This window comes from Crocosphaera sp. (assembly GCF_030064895.1).
In the GTDB taxonomy this organism is placed as follows: Bacteria; Cyanobacteriota; Cyanobacteriia; order Cyanobacteriales; family Microcystaceae; genus Crocosphaera.
On sequence record NZ_JASJEB010000012.1, the window covers coordinates 16,817 to 33,962 of the forward strand.

A 17,146-nucleotide genomic window follows, 5' to 3' on the forward strand; every position below is an offset into this window, starting at 1 on the left:
ATCATAATCCGTACTGCTATCAAGTTGACATCTGTTTCAAATAAGCTTCATAACCTAATTTTTCTAGATTTTCTTGTTTATCTAACACCATTTGTTCTAATTCTTGTCGATATTTTTGTACTTTTTTCAACAAAATAGTATCGTGAGCAGCTAACATTTGAATGGCTAATAGTCCTGCATTTTGGGCGTTATCAATAGCTACCGTAGCAACGGGAATGCCTCTCGGCATCTGTACAATGGAATAGAGAGAATCTACGCCCTGTAGGTGACGAGTGGCAACCGGAACCCCAATGACAGGTAATGGGGTCAAAGAAGCCACCATTCCTGGAAGATGTGCCGCACCTCCAGCCCCCGCAATAATCACTTTTAATCCTCGTTCATGGGCGGTTTGAGCGTAGTTAACCATACGTTGCGGCGTTCTATGTGCTGACACAATGGCCACTTCCCAACCCACTTCAAACCTTTGGCAAACAGCGATCGCTTTTTCCATTGTGGGCAAGTCCGAATCACTACCCATGATAATACCGATTGGGGGAGACGAAGAACTCATCAGAATTTAATAGTAAAATAAACTTCCATTTCATGCTATCATCTTAATAGAAATTACTTAATATTGGGAATATAACATTTACCTATTTAGACTCAATATATTTCCATTATACAAAATGTTGTTTCATGATTTTGGTCAAATGTCAAGAAAGCTAACCATTATTTTGAAGGCAAAATGTTAAAAGATATTACCATTATTAACGCTAAAATTCACGGATATCAAGAGCAACAAAAAATCTTGATCAACGAGCAAGGATTGATTGAAGATATCCGCTCAATGGGAGCAATTAATTCAACTCAACAGCGGGATAAAATATACGATGCCCAAGGTGACTGGATTTCCTTGGGAGGGGTTGATTTACAAATTAATGGAGGTTTAGGATTAGCCTTCACAGACATCCAAGAACAACACCTACCCAAATTGCACCAAATTTGTGAATTTTTATGGCAGGAAGGTATTGATGGTTTTTTGCCTACTTTAGTAACAACTTCTGTAGAAAATGTACAGAGATCGCTCTCAATTTTTGAGCGGTTTATGAAGGTACAAGAGGAAGAAAATATGGAAACTGCTAGAGTTTTAGGTGTTCATTTAGAAGGACCTTTTTTAAACCATGAAAAAAAAGGAGCGCATCCTGCTCAATATCTTTTAACTCCTTCCGTAGAAGCAATAGAATGGTTATTAGAAGGACATGAATCCATAGTTAAAATTATTACCCTAGCTCCAGAATTAGACCTAACTGATGAAGTGATTCCTTATTTATCTTCACAGGGAATTATTGCTAGTTTAGGTCATTCCCAAGCCAATGCCAAACAAGCCAAAAAAGCCTTTGAAAGGGGTGCATCAATGGTAACTCATGCCTTCAATGCTATGCCTACTTTACATCATCGGAAACCTGGATTATTAGGGGAAGCAATGATTAACAATAATGTTTATTGTGGCTTAATTGCTGATGGAAATCATGTTTGTCCAACGATGATCGAATTATTATTAAGAAGTAGTTTTTATGAACAAGGTGTTTTCTTAGTAAGTGATGCCTTAGCACCCATCGGTTTAGGGGATGGGGTTTATCCTTGGGATGATCGACAAATCCAAGTCAAAAAAGGCACTGCTAGACTAGCTAATGGGACATTAGCAGGAACAACATTTCCCTTATTAGTTGGGGTTAGAAATTTAGTTAAATGGCAATTATGTCCTCTAGGAAATGCCATCGCTTTAGGGACAGAATCTCCTAGAAAAGCCATAGGTTTACCAGGAATTTCTCCTGGGCAATATGCTAGTTTATTACGATGGAACTGCCAACAAGATAATAATCAAGTCTATTGGAAAAGACTATAAATAATAGTTAACAATTGATAATTTATAATATTTTTACTACTATTTAGTGCTATGATTTTAAGTAGGAATTGATTATTATTTTACTATGTCAGAGTCCTCTCCATCCCTCCACCTCCAAACTGCGTATAATCCTTATGGTAGATGCGTTTTTTTACAAGTCTTAGCAAAACCATCAGTCACATCTTGGGGGGAGTTTACCCTAGACTTAAATTGCCGTTTCAATGAACAGGAAAAGTCATTACTAGATGGTCAAATAAAGTTTGGTATCAAAGGAGGTAAACTTAACCTCGAGGTACAACAAGGAAAAATCATCAAATCGCAGTTAAATAGTGATATTCCCTTTAAGTTAATAGAATCTTATGATCACACCGTTGTCTGGCATTTAATAGCCCAAACGGGACAATCTACCGTTAAAATTGATCATTCATCTCCTTTAGCAACCATTCAAATTAGGGATGAATCTGCTGTTGTTACTGTCTCTTATACAATTAATTTAGCAGATGTCTCCATTACCGATGTAACAGGGTTATGGCGACACGATATCCACCCCAATAAACACAGTATTTTAGAGAGAAAACTGGCTCAATTTTTGTGGAAAGAAAGATTATCTCCTGAAATTTCTCTGATTCAATTAACCTCTAATTTATCAGAAGAAGTCAAAAAAATAGATAGTCCAATCACTAATATTGAACCGCAACAATTGACTGAGTTACATCAATTAATTGATAAGCTTTATGAGATTAAACATAACGATTTATTAGAATTACTGGGAATTGCACAGTTAAACTCTCAAACTGATTTAGCAGGAGGCAATTTTTTAGCCACTGAATTAAGTGGGATTGAGTTAAGTGGGGCTAATTTAACTCACAGTAATTTTCGGGGTGCAAACTTGACCGATGCCGATTTGAGTGAGGCAATGTTAGGCTATAGTAGGTTTAGTGGGGCCGATTTGAGTGGGGCTTATTTAGGTAATGCCAACTTACAGCAAGCCGATTTTTATCGTAGTAGTCTGGCCTTAGCCAATTTGATTGGTGCTGATTTAAGAGGGGCAAATTTACAGGATGTTAACTTAAGTCAAACCAATTTAAGTGGTGCGTTAGTTAAAGGTGCTAAATTCGGTAATAATGAAGGCATGACGACAGAAATGAAAACAAACCTCATGGAAAGAGGGGCAGTTTTTTCTGAGTAATTGAACAGAATAAGATTACTGTTTATCTTGGAATGATAATTTCCAAAATGTTTTTTATTCATCTGAGGTTAATCCCTCTTTAATGTCTAAGAAAAATTCGACAATATCGGTCAAGGAAATCCTCAACAAAGAGAGTATGCCAATAGCAATTAAGAGAATTCCTAACAGGAAGTTATCATCAGATAAAATCAGTCCTACAACTACGATAAAATAAGGAGAAACAATCCCACTAATTTTTTCAACAATAGTAACAATTTCAGGATTTTCTGTAGTAACTGATAATTGCTTTCTATTGGTGATTTTGCTTAATTCTGTATCATCTTCAGCAGTTTCTTCTAATTCAGATTCTGAAGGAAACATAATATCAGGAATCTCCATATTTTCTGGAGATTGATCTTCTTTGGGTTGTCTTCCAAACATAATTAACCTCTGATTTTATTGATTTAGGGTAACCAAAACTGGGGAATTAAATTATTAACAAATTCACGCAAATTTTGGTTAATTACTCTCCCTAACTTGATATGGGGTTCGTCGGGTTCTACAGGAATAATCTTAGCAGGATTTCCTCCTAATTTTTCTATAACTAAATTAGCAGCTTCTAATCCAGTGACGTAAGCTTTTTCCTGTGACCAAGAACCATGATTAGTAATCACCCAATCTCCACTCAAATATAAATTAGCGATAGGAGATTTTGCTGGGAGTAAATATTGATAGCTACCAGGGGCAAAATGGGTGACTCCTTGACGGACTTTAATCACACGACTATCCATTATATTAGCATTAGCAAAGCCTGGAACACAAGTAGTTAAATCTTGATGAACTTTTTTAATAATTTGTTCATCATTCATGGTTAATAATTGATTAGCGTGGTAAAAATCTGCCTCGATAACAGTTCCAGGTAAATCTTTATATTCATCATGAAGATTATTGAGATCAAAAAATGTCCATCCTGTGGTTTTATCAAAGCCAAAACAAGCATTAGAAGGGAGGGGAATATTAACTTTTTTATCAAACCATAAACGGGTTGCTAAAACATCAATTGCCCCTAAATTAGATAGATTAGAAAATTCTGGGTATTGATTTAAGACTTTACTTTGAGTAACTATTTTTTTAATCCCACTAATACTGACTCCTAAAATAACAGCATCGGCATCAAAAATTTCGTTATCACAGCTAACCCCTTTAGCTATCCCTTGATTATTAACAATAACATCAGTCACTCGCTTATTAGTTAAAATTTTACCACCCAAACTTTCTATCTTATCTACCCAAGGTTTAAAGATCATTTCTCCTACAGTTCCTCGACACCAAACTACATCAAAATCAGGTTGATGAGCTAAGATAAAATAATAAAGCATTCCTAGAGTTGCTGCTGCACTACATTGTTCTCCAGGAGCAAATAAACCCACTAATAACATCGGTTCAAAAGCATCTTTATAAAGGCGAGAAGAAACCCCAAATTGCTTAAATAACTCCCTAGCTGTTACTTTATCATAGCGTTTCCAAGCTTCAGGGGAATTATCAAAATCAATCAAGCTATAAAGTAAAGGTAAAGCCGATAAGCGATCGCTGAAAGGTAGCCGTTTAAACTTAGTATAAAGAAAAGTTCCTAATGGGGTAGGTAAAAGAGGTTCATCTTGAAAAATAGGAGATTCTACCTCTAAACCGGCTGGGGAATATTGGGAGGAACGAGTCCAATTTGTAAAGGGATTTAACTCTAGTTCTTTGACTAATTGAAATATGTTTTGATAAGGATACCAAAACCCATGAATTCCTGCTTCTATAGATTTGCCATCCTCAGTTTTCCAGCCAGCAACTAAACCCCCAGGATAAGGAGATGCTTCTAATAAAGTGACATCATAACCTTGTTTTGCTAAGTGATAGGTTGCCCCTAAACCTGCCCAACCGGCACCCACAACCACTACTTTTTTGGGTTTTGACATTTTCTTACCTTGAGTATTTTAAATGTTTTTTTGATTGATTATGTTATAATCAAAGGTATATCCATTTTGGAGGAAGAAAGATAAAAAATTCTGTTAACTTAACTTTTCAGAACTATCTAGAATACGATGATAACACAAATTGTATTTATTAACTGGCGAATTGATAATTAATATTTATGACTCCTGCTAGTCCTTTACCGAATAATTAATCTTTAAAGCCTCCCCTTTCAAGGAGATAAATCAAAAAAATTTCCTTTTAGCCAATCTCCTTCTTGAAAGAAGAGGTAATTATTAATTCTTTATTTTTAATTGCTGAAGAATAATCAAATTCTTGTTTCTCAGACTTCCCCTAATCTAAAATTAACAGTGGACAAAATTTTATTTTTAAACTAAAAACTTAATAGTAAAAGCTAGTTAGAATCATGTTGAAACCATCTAAAATGCTATTATTTTGCTTCCTATTATTTCTCTGGCAGCCCTTATTTAAGATTGCCAAAGCTGAACAAGTTTGTAAAGTCACCGATCCCACTGGAACCCCTCTTAATGTTCGGGAAACCCCCAATGGTAGAATTGTTGGTACATTAAAAAATGGTGTGGAAGTTTATATTATTAAAATTAATTATGACTCTCAAGGCCGTCCTTGGGCTTTAGTGAGACGATCTTCTCAAGGCCAAAGTGGGGCCTTTGGTTGGGTATTTCGAGAGTTTATTAGTTGTTTTAATCGTTAAAATTTCAAAACATTAGTTAATTATCAAAAAATTTTCATCAAATGAGTATCTCATCCCTTGACTTACTAGCTCTAACTTATAACTCTTTACGAAGTAACCCCTTGCGTTCTGTTCTGACAATGCTAGGTGTGTTTATGGGGGTAGCTTCAGTCAGTGCGACTCTAAACATAGGTAGCATTTCTCGATCTGTCATGGAACAGCAACTGGCCGAGCGAGAAGCTCCTCAGTTGCTTATCCAATTTCGGCTCAATGATGGGAGAAAACTTCAGCTAGATGATATGGAATTTTTAAAACAGAGGATGACAGGTTTACAAGCCATTAGTGCCGATAATTGGTTCTCTAGGGGTCAAGTTATCTTCCAAGATAGGCGGGCAAGGCTTTCTCTCGTTGGGGTTTCCCAAGACTACCTATTAACTAAGGGAGAGTCAGTTCTACAAGGGCGTTTCTTTAATGCTGATGATTTTGCCAACTATCAGCCGTCAGTCGTTATCGATGAATTTTTGGCAAAGCAACTTTTTCAGGGACAAAACCCTATCGGTAAGCGCGTTTATGCAGCAGACAAGCCCTATATCGTAATTGGGGTGGTAGAAACCAAACTTAGATCAGCAGATGACCAACCAAGGGGTGAGATATTGGTCTCGATGTCCATATCCAGAGTTTTGACAGGTAGTTCCGAGATTGGAACAATACAGTTACGTCCCAACAACATCGAAGATATCAAATACCTGGAAAAACAGGCCAAGGAACTATTATTGCAACGCTATCCTGGTGGAAGGTTTTGGTCTAACAACAATATGAACGATATCTTGGAGCAAAGGGAAACACTGACATTTGTTTCCCGAGGTCTGCTACTCTTGGGGATAATCACCCTGTTGGTTGGTGGTGTTGGTGTTGCCAATATTACCCTCGCTTCAGTGGCTGAGCGCACTCAAGAAATTGGACTTTTGCGAGCTATAGGAGCAACTCAGACAGAAATTGCGCTGATCTTTATCCTGGAAGCAATCATGCTCAGTTTAATTGGGGGAACAGTGGCCATCACCACTGTGCATGGAGCAACAATTATCATAGCCCATCGGTTTGAGTTGCCCTATGAATTTCAACTAGAGACTGCTGCTTTGGCCTTAGGATCATCCTTAACAGTGGGATTAGGAAGTGTTTTCTTTCCTGCCGTTCAAGCTACTAAGCTAGATCCAGTTAAAGCACTGCGATCTTAGATGTTGTTTGTCTAGGTTTTAAGAAGCACCAACAGCTATGTCAACCATGGCCTCTGGAGTGAGATGGGAATGCAGCACTTCCCCATCCTGAAACCAAACGATGCGCTGGGTTAGACGTGCTACTTCTATCTCATGGGTTACCATCACCACAGTAATGCCATTACTATTGAGTTCGTCAAAAAGTTCCATAACCTCGTTCGTGGTACGAGAGTCGAGTGCGCCAGTGGGTTCGTCCGCTAACAAAAGAACCGGTTGGTTAACAATGGCACGAGCGATGGCCACTCGTTGCTGTTGCCCTCCAGATAATTGATTTGGTTTGTTCTGCATTCGATTAGCCAAACCAACTCGCTTCAAGGCTTCTGCGGCGCGATCGCGTCTTTGCTTTTTGGGTACCCCGGCAAAAATCATTGGTAACATTACATTTTCTAGTGCCGACATGTGGGCCAACAAGTGAAATTGCTGAAAAACAAAGCCAATTTTGAGATTGCGGATCTTGGCTAACTCTACCTCTGGTAACGCAGAGACATCGACATTATCCAGATAATAGCGTCCTGAAGTTGGTCTATCAAGACAACCAATCAGGTTCATAGTTGTGGACTTTCCTGATCCCGAAGGACCCATAATTGAGCAATATTCGCCCTTTTCTACTATTAGGTTAATCTTAGAAAGAGCATGGACTTTTGTATTGCCACTTCCATAGACTTTTTCTATATTCTCCAGACGGATAACTAAAGATTTGTCTTGATTGGTCATTTCATTTATCATTTAACATTTATCATTTATCATTAGTTTGATGGTATTTCCATACAATCTATTTAGAAAGCTCATTTTGCTAAAATTTTACTACTATGGTATTTCCATACAATCTATTTAGGATAATTATAGTTCTCCTGTCGGCAACTTCAGGAATGTTTTGTACTGTTTCTTTGATTTTTATTCAACCAGTTCAAAGTAATCTTATAATGCAGATTGATTCCCAGCCAACTGAGCAGGAAATTGAAACCATAGAGCAACCAACCCAGCAGAAAGTAAATTTAACACTTGCGGATGCTGTTAACCTGGCCCTGCAAAATAACAGAACTATTAAAAATAGCTACCTTCAGAGAATAATTGACAGACAGGAATTGGCCGTAGCTGAAGATGTATTTGTTCCTAATTTCATTCCCGAACTATTTTTTGGATTTAATCAAAGATTAGAGCGAGATACGCAAGAATTGAGTCTCTCTGGAAATTTAGAGGTCAAAACCCCTATCGGTGGCACCCTGGAAATAACCTCCGAGAGTCTAGACGAAGGGATAGGAATAAACAATTTAGATTTTCGAGTAACTTTTGACCAACCCTTATTAAGGGGATTTGGAACAGAAATCAATCGAGTTCCCATTGAGGTTGCCAGACTTGAAGAAGGGGTCAATATTTTTGCCTTAAAATCAACCCTAATTGATACTATTACCGATACCATTGAAACATACTTGAGTTTACTCCAAGCTCAGGAACAAGTGAAAATTCAGGAACTTGCCCTTAATAATGCTAAAAGGCAACTAGAGATTATCCAGGTATTGATTGATGCTGGCAGACGTGCGCCAATTGAACTGGTCCAAAGCAAAACAGATGTTGCTAATCGAGAGGTTCGTGTCTTAGAGGCTCAAAATAGACTAGCTCAAGCTCGTTTAGATATCATTGATATTCTTGATATTGAAAAAAACCTACAACTTGTAGCTACAGATATTGAGGATGGAGTAGAATCAATTACTCTGGACAGAGATAAACTTACTCAGTTAGCTTTTGCCAATAACCCAGAGTATTTGCAATCTTTAAAAGAATTACAAATAGCAAAATTTAACCTATTGTTGGCAGAAAATGAAAAACGTTGGGACTTGGATTTACAGGTAAGTTATGGCTTAACCACTAGGAGAGATATAGATGATAATCAAACAGATGTCAGAGCCGGAATAAGAGTGAGCCGTGAATTTGGTAATCTTTCCCTGGAACAGTCAGTGGAGCGAAGTCAAGTCAACCTTGAGCAAACAAATAACAGTCTAAACGAAGCACGTGAAAGCCTGAAAATTGAGCTTAACAACAGAATTAGAGACGTTAAATTTAATTCTCAGCAAATAGAACTCGCGAAGAATGCTAGAGAGTTGTCTGAGCAACAACTGGAAAACGAACAAGAGAAACTAAGATTGGGAGTCAGAGGGGTTCGACTGATTGATGTTTTGAGATTCGAGAATGACTTGGTACAAGCAAAAAATAGAGAACTTAATGCCATGATTGACTATCTAAATGCGTTAACAAGGCTTGAGCAAACCCTTGGCATCACATTGGATAGATGGAATATCAAAATCAACGAAACCTGATAATCCTCACTTATCACTAACTACTTTTAGAGGCATTCCTGGCTTTAGAGAGGAATCAGGCGAGGGGACAATGACCTGTTCTCCGATGTCCAGACCGGAAGTCACCTCTACCTTTATTAAGCCCTCTAGTCCTAGACTGACTGGCTGCTTCTGAGCTTTACCTTGAGCGTCCTGCACCCACACAAAAGCATTAGCTCCAGAGCCTTGAATTAAGTCTCGGTTCAAAACTACTGCATTTTTGCGCGCAGCTAAAACAATCTCGGCATCCACCCTGCTACCGGGAATTAGAACCTTGCTGGGTTTGTCCAGTTCCACCGTTGCTGTCACAGTGGCGTTAGAGTTATTCTTATTTAAATTAGTGGCTACCTTTGATATAGTTTGTACTCGCCCAGTGTAACTTTTGGCTTGGGGACTTATAGGACTAATGCGGACTGGCTGGTTAACTTGTACTTGATTGGCATCGAGAGGAAAGAGTTCGAGTGTCACTAGCTCTTGTGAGGTATCACCCAAAGTTAATAGAGGTTCGCCTAGCCTAACCACATCTCCAGCCTTGATGTTAATTTCAAGCACTTTTCCAGTAAAGCTGGCCCTAATAAAATTGTCCTGGATTTTCTGTTCAAATTTCTGCTTCTCGAGTTGAAGGCGTTTCAATTCTCGAGTATTGGTGTTTACTTCTGATTGAGCGTCCTGAAATTGAGCTTGAGCAATCAGGACTTGCTTTGAGAGTTCTCGCTGTTTACTTTGTCTTTGGTTCTGAAGACTCTGGAATTCGAGGGTAGCAAGTTCAACCGCTAATTCAGCATCCCGTAATTGAGATTGAGCGACGAGAACTCGGTCTTTCTGCTGTTGAAATTCATTGTCTGGAATGAAACCTTTTTCCAGTAAAGTCTCAAGTTCTTGGAGTTCTTCTTGAGCAGCATTTAGTTTTTTTGTATATTCAATAACTTTCTCGCCATTACGTTTGAGTTGGAGTTCTTGTTTTTGAATCTCTATTTGTTTGACAGAAAGTCCTTCGACTTCTTGTCGAGCTACTGTTAGCTTACGGGAGGCTTCAATAGTTTTCTCCCGATTACGCTCAAGTTGTAGTTCTTGTTTTTGAATCTCTAACTGCTGTTGAGCCAGAGCAGTTTGCTGTTCTGGGTCTCTCAGCATAACCAATATTTGACCAGATTCTACCCTCTCACCTACTTGCACCAGTACCCGCTCTACTATACCTCCTCCATCAACTGGGGATTTGAGAGTTTGTTGATTGGCTAATTCAACAATGCCGCTCTCATTAATCAAATTTTCAACAGTATCTTTCTTCACCGTAAAAGATTGGACAGCTAGTGGCTCTAATGCTCGATTCCGCATCGAGTCATAACCCAACCAGCCACCAGTACTGATAACTAACAGCATTGTTGAAGAAGCTATCCATTTAAGGCCCGTGTTGAATTTTTCTTTTGCCACTGTTTCCATAACTTATTATTCGCTAAAGACATTTGCCAGAGACCCATCAATACTTTAGGATTATGGCACATTTACGGCTCTGATTATAACAAAAGACTATGGACAATTAGAAAAATAAAGAATCTAGCTAAGTTAATTCTGTTATTACTTGTGCTTCAAAACTTAAATAAACTATATATTATTTTACATAAATAATCATTATTAAGAATATTTGTTAAGATTTTGAGAGAAGACTATAACAAATTTATTGTAGTTTAATTATCCTAGAATTATAGCAGGACAAAAATATATCTTTGACATTTTTCTATTCCCTATTTATTTTCACTCAAACCTATTGTCAATACGATTATATCCTGTCTTAGAGTCACAATAAACAGTTATCTTAAGTATCAATACTTAAGGATCATTTTAAAGCATTCGGAGGTAATTTTATGAACACTGACTTTTCACAAGGCTTAGAAGTGATTGGCTTAATTATCCTTGCTTGTGCCATTATATCACCTATTTTACTCTGGTTATTGAATTATAAATCAGAAACAATCCAACACACTGACGGTTGAATGCTTATAGTTAAAATTAGGGAGAAACCACTACTTTTCTCTCATCACTAACTTGAGTTTTCAACTCATATCCCCCTGCTTTAACTTGTAATTTTCTTTCTTTGTAATCTAAAAATATAGGAGATTTATCTTTTGTTTGACTATTGTAAAGTATTAAAAGGTTACGATATTGCCCTATTTGATATCCTCTTTTTTTTCCTCTTCTCACCAAATTTTTACCCGTATTAGCCACAAAATAATCAACTCCTCTTTGGGAATTATAAGCCATTAATTTAAACGGGGCAACATCCCCATCAGCAAATTTTGCAACCAAACTACCCATTTGATAATTATGACTAAAAAACTGAGTTTCCCAGTAGCTAGGTTCATCAGAATTGCCAGGTTCCCAATTTTCATATAAAGGTTTAGTGCTGAAAATTTCCAGAGGTTTCTTAAACTTTTTATGGGCTAACGCTACAGCAGCTAATGGGGGACGATAGGAACTGGTAATCAGAAATAAACTATCAGTCTCAGGATAATTATTAGGTAAGGGAGTGTCTCCAAAATATAACCAAAAAGTCTGTGAAGCATCGGAACCTAAAGCCACATTTCCTCCTCCGTAGTCTCGTTTCACTGGTCCTCCCCAACCTCCTCGATAATATTTAATTCCAGCAGCTATAGACATCCAATCTAAGGCCGCTTTTGCTAACAATTTGACTCGGGATCTTTGGCAAAATCATAAAGATTTAGATAGGGAGCAAAAGTGTGTCCATGATATACTTCTGAGTCCCATTCTCCCATACCAATATGATATAATGCCCATACATATCGCTGGATTTTCTCTTTATAAATTAAGCGTGTTTTTTCGTTACCCGTTTCTTCGGCCATTAAGTAAACAGATGTTTCTCTCATTGCCCTTAAATTATCTGTATTTCGTCCATCAACCCATCTTCCTCGACGACTAATATCCCAGTCTCTACCACTACCATCTCCTAACCCATAAACAGGGTGAGGACGGATTAAAGGATCTTCTTGTGTCCATTTTTTTGCCCCTTCAAACATCCTTTTTTTATAGTCAGGATCAAGAAATTTTCCATATAAAAAATACTTACGAATTTGTCCTTTTAAAGTAAAAGAATAGTAGTAATCAATACCATCGGTGTGTTGATGTTTTTCAGCTTGTGGATCTTCTTGTTGTAAAAATGCGATCGCTTTGTCTTCATTTCCTGCTAAAAAATCAAACATTGCTCTAGGATAAGAGCGTTTTTCGTTTTCACTATAGCCATTACCGTAACTTTCTATATCTGCAAATTTATCAATAACTTCTAATGATCTTTTTTGAAAGTTTTTCTCTAGTTCTTCTGTCCATTGATTGCGATATTTTGGAGCAAATTCTGGTAATTTTAAAGAAGATATTTGACTAATTTCTTGGGTGACTTGTGTTGTTTTTCCTAGAGGAGAAGAACAACTGATTAATGTTATACCAAAAAAGATGAAAAAACTGAGAGGATAACTAAGTATAGATGGTTTCATAACTAATTAATCTTTGATAATTTCAAAATCGTATTCAGAAAAATTACTACTTTTCTGAATTACTCTCACTAATAAAGGATCTGTATTGCGATCGCCACTTTTGAGAAATTGTAGGGGATCTCCTGACGTTTCAGAGGGAGATAAATTGGTTTGTTGTAACTTAGTTAAGACGCTATTTCTAGTAGCATTTTCAGATAATGCTTTTGTAAAAGCTTTGGTTGCATCATAACTGGTTGCTGTGCGCCAACTGACTCGCCCTCCCCATCGTTTTGCTGCTAAGTTTGTATAAGGATAAGTAGGTTGAGCAAACCAAGGAACTGCTAATACTAAACCGTTTACGCCCCCTCGACTTAATTGTAACGTAGCAGGGTTATATAACGCATCACCTCCCAATAGTTTTTTAGGGTTTGTTAAACTAGCATTAGCCTCAGCAACCTGTAAAGAAAGATTAATAATCTTATTATTAGTATTAGGAAATATAACAAAACCATCCACTTGATTTTGTAATGCTCTTACTGTGTTTTTAGGATCAAAACTAGGATCACTCATATCTAAAACTTCTGTTGAACCTAACAATTGAAACCCATTAACAAAAGCTTGCTTAAGACTTTGACTATAATTGCTGGTAGAAGTGTAAAAAACAGCTACCCTGCTCATATTATTTCTGACAGCATATCTAGCTAAAAATTGTCCTGACTTTCCATCTGATGGCACTGTTCTAAAAAAGACATTACCAGATAAACTGGTACTGGTGCTAGTAGGAGAAATCATAGCTATTCCTGCTGTTTCATACTCTTTTAAACCTTCGGCACTGGCACCACTAGAATTATGACCAATAACTCCTAAAATATCATTATTATTGACAATTTTATTGGCAACTTGTTGAGCATATTTTTTATCATTACTATCATTAACAATGATGATTTCTAATAGTCTCCCATTGATACCTTGTTGATTAAATTGAGTTTGTGCTTGTGCAACTCCCCGTAACATTTCTAGGGCGTTGGTTTGTTTTGTATCTACGGGAACAACAGCAGCTAAAATGAAGGGGTTTCCTGATTTTCTTGCTTGGGAATTATTAAGATAAATTTGAACTTCTGGATCACTTGGTGCAGTATTGATTGCTTGTCTAAACTGTTGATAAGCTTCCTCATAGTTTCCTGCCTTAAATGCTTCTATACCTCGATCAGAATTGAAATTTACTTGATTAGTAAATAAACGGCGATCGCCACTACTAAATCTTTGTTCTAAGGGAATACCTGTTAAATTAGGGTTAGTAGGAGACGAAGTTGGTGTTGGGGAGGGAGATAGGGTAGGAGTGGGGTCAGGAAGACGGTTATTATCAGTAATAATAAGGGGTTTAAGTGCTAATTCCCAAAGGACAATAATAATAGTTAGAGTTCCAATAGTGCTTAAGGTAGCGAAAATTATTTTTAAGGTGTTATTCATGAATAATCGTAAGTTAACTTGTAATTTTACTTATTTTTGCTTAATGATAGCTTAATTTTTAAACTGATAACAATTCCCTCTTACCATAATAGGTATTATATCTACATAGCGATCAATAATTTATAATGCTCTTTTTTTAGGTAATAAGTAACTATAGATAATTTTATGACTCATTTATCTTCGATAATTTCAAAATCGTATTCAGAAAAATTACTACTTTTCGGAATTACTCTTACTAATAAGGGAGCGGTATTGCGATCACCACTTTTGAGAAATTGTAAGGGTTCTCCTGATGTTTCTAAGCCAGATAAATTAGTTCGTTCTAAATTACTTAACACACTATTCCTTGTGGCATTTCCAGATAATGCTTTAATAAACGCTTTGGTTGCATCATAACTGGTTGCTGTACGCCAACTGACTCGTCCTCCCCATCGTTCTCTTGCTAAATTTGTGTAAAGATAAGTTTGCTTAGTAAACCAAGGGACTGCTAATACTAAACCTGCTACTCTCCCTTGATTTGATTGTAAGGTTTTAAAGTTATATAAAGCATCACCTCCTAATAGTTGTTTAGGTTTTGATAAATTAGCATTAGCATCAGCAATTTGTAACGAAAGATCAATAATCTTGTCATCAGCATTAGGAAATAAAACAAAAGCATCTACTTCATTTTGTAGTGTATCCAGTATTTCTTTTGCATTAAAATTAGGCATATTCATATCTAAAACTGTTGGTGAATCGACCCCTGTAAAACCATCAACAAAAGCCTGTTTAATACTTTTACTATAATCGCTAGTTGATGTATAAAAAATAACAACTTTACCCATATCCTCTTTGATAGCATATCTAGCTAAGAATTGTCCTGATTCTTCATCAGGTGGCACTGTTCTAAAAAAGACATTACCGGATAAACTGGTACTGGTGCTAGTAGGAGAAATCATCGGTATTCCTGCTGCTTCATATTCTTCTAAACCCGCAGCAGTAGCATCACTAGAATTGTGACCAATGACTCCCAAAATATCAGTGTTACTGACAATTTTTTGAGCAACTTGTTGAGCATAATTCTTATCATTACTATCATTAACAATGATAATTTCTAATAGTCTACTATTATTATTCTGTTGTTCATTATATTGAGTTTGTGCTTGTGCAACTCCCCGTAACATTTCTAGGGCGTTGGTTTGTTTTTTATCTACTGGAACAACAGCAGCTAAAATGAAGGGATTTCCCGATTTTCTCGCTTGGGAATTATTAAGATAAATTTGAACTTCTGGATCATTACGTACTTTCTTGACTGCGTGGGTAAAGTTTTGATAAGCTTGCTCATATTTTCCTTCCTTAAATGCTTCTATTCCTTGAGCAGCATAGGAGTTTTCTTGATTAGTAAATAAACGGCGATCACCACTACTAAATCTTTGTTCTAAAGGAATACCTCTTATTATTGGTTGAGGGAGGATTAAATTCTATATTCATTGTCTTTCCTTGAGATTCTTCTCAAAGTATAAACGATATAATTGACATCGTGGCTCTATTTTGCCATTTTTACGTTTGATAAAGCCTAAATCTTCTAATTTATTTATCTCATCAAAGCTCAATTCTTTTGACTCTGGTTTGTTGAGATTTTCTTGAAATGCTTCATATAAGTCTTGATTATTTTCTCTTCTTAAGATAGAGAACTGTTGTCGTAAAAATTGACTATAAATTTCCCATTCGGTAGATGCTTTATCGAGAATATTATTGAGACTTTCTGCATTAGTTGAAATTTTTTGAAAAGTTAACTCAAATAAATAGGGATGACCACCTGTTAAAGCTTTGAGTTTATTAATATCATCTGCCTCTAGTTTTAGTTGATATTGTTGAGCAAGTTTATTTATTTGTAAATCATTAAACTCTTTTAATTTAAGATGTATCCCTATGTTAAATGGAGATTGATTAATATCTAAATCGGTATAGTCCCCAACATGGGCTAACACTAACCTTAACTTACCCCAAGTTGGATTAATGTTTGCTGTTTCATGCCAACTTCTAAGCATAGTCAAAAAACCCCCTGCTACTTCTGCATATTCAGGCTCAAATAATTTATCTAATTCATCTAATCCTAATATTAAAGGTGCTTCATCATCAGATAATACATACTTTTCAAAAAAACTCGTTGCTTTGAGCTTACTATTCCCTGGATGTTTTTCCCATTTATATTCTTTAAATTTTTCTTCTAATCCTAACATCTGGGCAACACTAATACAAAAAAATTGCAAAAAATTATCTAAGGAGCTAAAATCATCTTTTTCTGCTAAGCTCATAGATATATTAATGCCTCTTAATCCTTTGTTCTGTCCATAGTTGATTAAACGGGATAAGAAAGTGGTTTTACCCATTTTAGGCGAGCCTTTAATTCTCAATAAAGAACCAGGTTTCAGTATTTCTTTCTTAGCTATTGTTTCCAGGATAGGGTGTTCAACATAGTGATTTATACTGAGTCTTTGCTTTTTAGGTACAAAAGTTGTTTGGGGTGAATCAGGTTTAAGTGTTGCTTGGAATCTTATAATCGCCCCCTTGAAACTGCGCTTACTGACTTTCTCCCCTAAAGCATTTGACAGGTCTTCCCAGAACTTATGGCCAAGATCACCTTTAAAATAATTTGCTGTGTATGATGTATCTTTTACCATGTCATCATAAGTTAAACCTTGCCAAGAACCTTTAAATAGAACAGTCTCAGCATCACTTAATCCCCTTCCATTTTTGGAAAGCATAGCTTCATTCACAGTTTTTAGTGCTGTTTTTAGTTCTGCCTCTAGTTCCATTTAGATAAAGATAATAAATTTAATTCTTTTGTTTTACCATGATTAACCATGACTTAGCTATAATG

16 protein-coding genes are annotated in these 17,146 nt (G+C 36.5%); 6 read left to right on the forward strand and 10 right to left on the reverse strand.

Annotation, left to right across the window (positions count from 1 at the left end; translation table 11 throughout):
• Window positions 1-19: 19 nt before the first annotated feature.
• On the reverse strand, window positions 20-550 hold the full coding sequence (purE, locus tag QNJ66_RS05250) for a 5-(carboxyamino)imidazole ribonucleotide mutase (RefSeq protein ID WP_300503715.1): 531 nt from the start codon (window positions 548-550) through the stop codon (window positions 20-22).
• A 174-nt stretch (window positions 551-724) separates the two neighbouring features.
• Here purE and nagA point away from each other — a divergent pair, with 174 nt between their 5' ends.
• Both nagA and QNJ66_RS05260 read left to right on the forward strand, forming a co-directional pair.
• Window positions 725-1,885, forward strand: coding sequence for an N-acetylglucosamine-6-phosphate deacetylase (gene nagA, locus QNJ66_RS05255; RefSeq protein ID WP_300503717.1), 1,161 nt, complete (start codon window positions 725-727; stop codon window positions 1,883-1,885).
• 85 nt (window positions 1,886-1,970) lie between these two features.
• Window positions 1,971-3,074 carry a pentapeptide repeat-containing protein gene (locus QNJ66_RS05260; protein WP_300503719.1) on the forward strand — a complete coding sequence of 368 codons (1,104 nt, stop codon included), beginning with the start codon at window positions 1,971-1,973 and terminating at the stop codon, window positions 3,072-3,074.
• A gap of 54 nt (window positions 3,075-3,128) precedes the next feature.
• Here the strand turns inward: QNJ66_RS05260 and QNJ66_RS05265 are convergent, their stop codons facing one another.
• Both QNJ66_RS05265 and QNJ66_RS05270 read right to left on the reverse strand, forming a co-directional pair.
• Window positions 3,129-3,494: a hypothetical protein gene (locus tag QNJ66_RS05265; RefSeq protein ID WP_300503721.1), complete on the reverse strand. Its 366-nt coding sequence runs from the start codon at window positions 3,492-3,494 to the stop codon at window positions 3,129-3,131.
• A gap of 23 nt (window positions 3,495-3,517) precedes the next feature.
• Window positions 3,518-5,017, reverse strand: coding sequence for an FAD-dependent oxidoreductase (locus tag QNJ66_RS05270; protein ID WP_300503723.1), 1,500 nt, complete (start codon window positions 5,015-5,017; stop codon window positions 3,518-3,520).
• A gap of 422 nt (window positions 5,018-5,439) precedes the next feature.
• On the opposite strand from QNJ66_RS05270, the gene QNJ66_RS05275 reads away from it, so the two are divergent.
• Together QNJ66_RS05275 and QNJ66_RS05280 are read left to right on the forward strand one after the other, a co-directional pair.
• Window positions 5,440-5,745: an SH3 domain-containing protein gene (locus tag QNJ66_RS05275; protein ID WP_300503725.1), complete on the forward strand. Its 306-nt coding sequence runs from the start codon at window positions 5,440-5,442 to the stop codon at window positions 5,743-5,745.
• 41 nt (window positions 5,746-5,786) lie between these two features.
• Window positions 5,787-6,959, forward strand: a complete 1,173-nt coding sequence (locus tag QNJ66_RS05280) for an ABC transporter permease (protein WP_300503727.1) — start codon at window positions 5,787-5,789, stop codon at window positions 6,957-6,959.
• Between the two features lie 18 nt (window positions 6,960-6,977).
• Here the strand turns inward: QNJ66_RS05280 and QNJ66_RS05285 are convergent, their stop codons facing one another.
• Entirely contained in the window at window positions 6,978-7,712 is a 735-nt protein-coding gene (locus QNJ66_RS05285; protein WP_300503730.1) for an ABC transporter ATP-binding protein, read from the reverse strand.
• A gap of 209 nt (window positions 7,713-7,921) precedes the next feature.
• Between QNJ66_RS05285 and QNJ66_RS05290 the strand changes: the two genes are divergently transcribed.
• Window positions 7,922-9,313 carry a TolC family protein gene (locus QNJ66_RS05290; protein WP_300503732.1) on the forward strand — a complete coding sequence of 464 codons (1,392 nt, stop codon included), beginning with the start codon at window positions 7,922-7,924 and terminating at the stop codon, window positions 9,311-9,313.
• A 6-nt stretch (window positions 9,314-9,319) separates the two neighbouring features.
• Here QNJ66_RS05290 and QNJ66_RS05295 read toward each other — a convergent pair whose 3' ends face one another.
• Entirely contained in the window at window positions 9,320-10,771 is a 1,452-nt protein-coding gene (locus tag QNJ66_RS05295; RefSeq protein ID WP_300503734.1) for an efflux RND transporter periplasmic adaptor subunit, read from the reverse strand.
• Between the two features lie 422 nt (window positions 10,772-11,193).
• Here QNJ66_RS05295 and QNJ66_RS05300 point away from each other — a divergent pair, with 422 nt between their 5' ends.
• Window positions 11,194-11,322: a hypothetical protein gene (locus QNJ66_RS05300; RefSeq protein ID WP_300503735.1), complete on the forward strand. Its 129-nt coding sequence runs from the start codon at window positions 11,194-11,196 to the stop codon at window positions 11,320-11,322.
• 16 nt (window positions 11,323-11,338) lie between these two features.
• Here QNJ66_RS05300 and QNJ66_RS05305 read toward each other — a convergent pair whose 3' ends face one another.
• From QNJ66_RS05305 to QNJ66_RS05325, 5 genes are all read right to left on the reverse strand, one after another.
• Window positions 11,339-12,013, reverse strand: coding sequence for a hypothetical protein (locus QNJ66_RS05305; protein ID WP_300503736.1), 675 nt, complete (start codon window positions 12,011-12,013; stop codon window positions 11,339-11,341).
• Window positions 12,007-12,834 carry a hypothetical protein gene (locus QNJ66_RS05310; protein ID WP_300503738.1) on the reverse strand — a complete coding sequence of 276 codons (828 nt, stop codon included), beginning with the start codon at window positions 12,832-12,834 and terminating at the stop codon, window positions 12,007-12,009. Before QNJ66_RS05310 ends, QNJ66_RS05305 begins: the two co-directional genes overlap by 7 nt.
• Before the next feature lie 6 nt (window positions 12,835-12,840).
• On the reverse strand, window positions 12,841-14,283 hold the full coding sequence (locus tag QNJ66_RS05315; RefSeq protein ID WP_300503740.1) for an ABC transporter substrate-binding protein: 1,443 nt from the start codon (window positions 14,281-14,283) through the stop codon (window positions 12,841-12,843).
• A 170-nt stretch (window positions 14,284-14,453) separates the two neighbouring features.
• Entirely contained in the window at window positions 14,454-15,446 is a 993-nt protein-coding gene (locus QNJ66_RS05320) for an ABC transporter substrate-binding protein (protein WP_300503742.1), read from the reverse strand.
• A gap of 303 nt (window positions 15,447-15,749) precedes the next feature.
• Complete coding sequence (locus tag QNJ66_RS05325) at window positions 15,750-17,081, reverse strand: AAA-like domain-containing protein (protein WP_300503743.1); 1,332 nt, start codon at window positions 17,079-17,081, stop codon at window positions 15,750-15,752.
• Window positions 17,082-17,146: the final 65 nt, after the last annotated feature.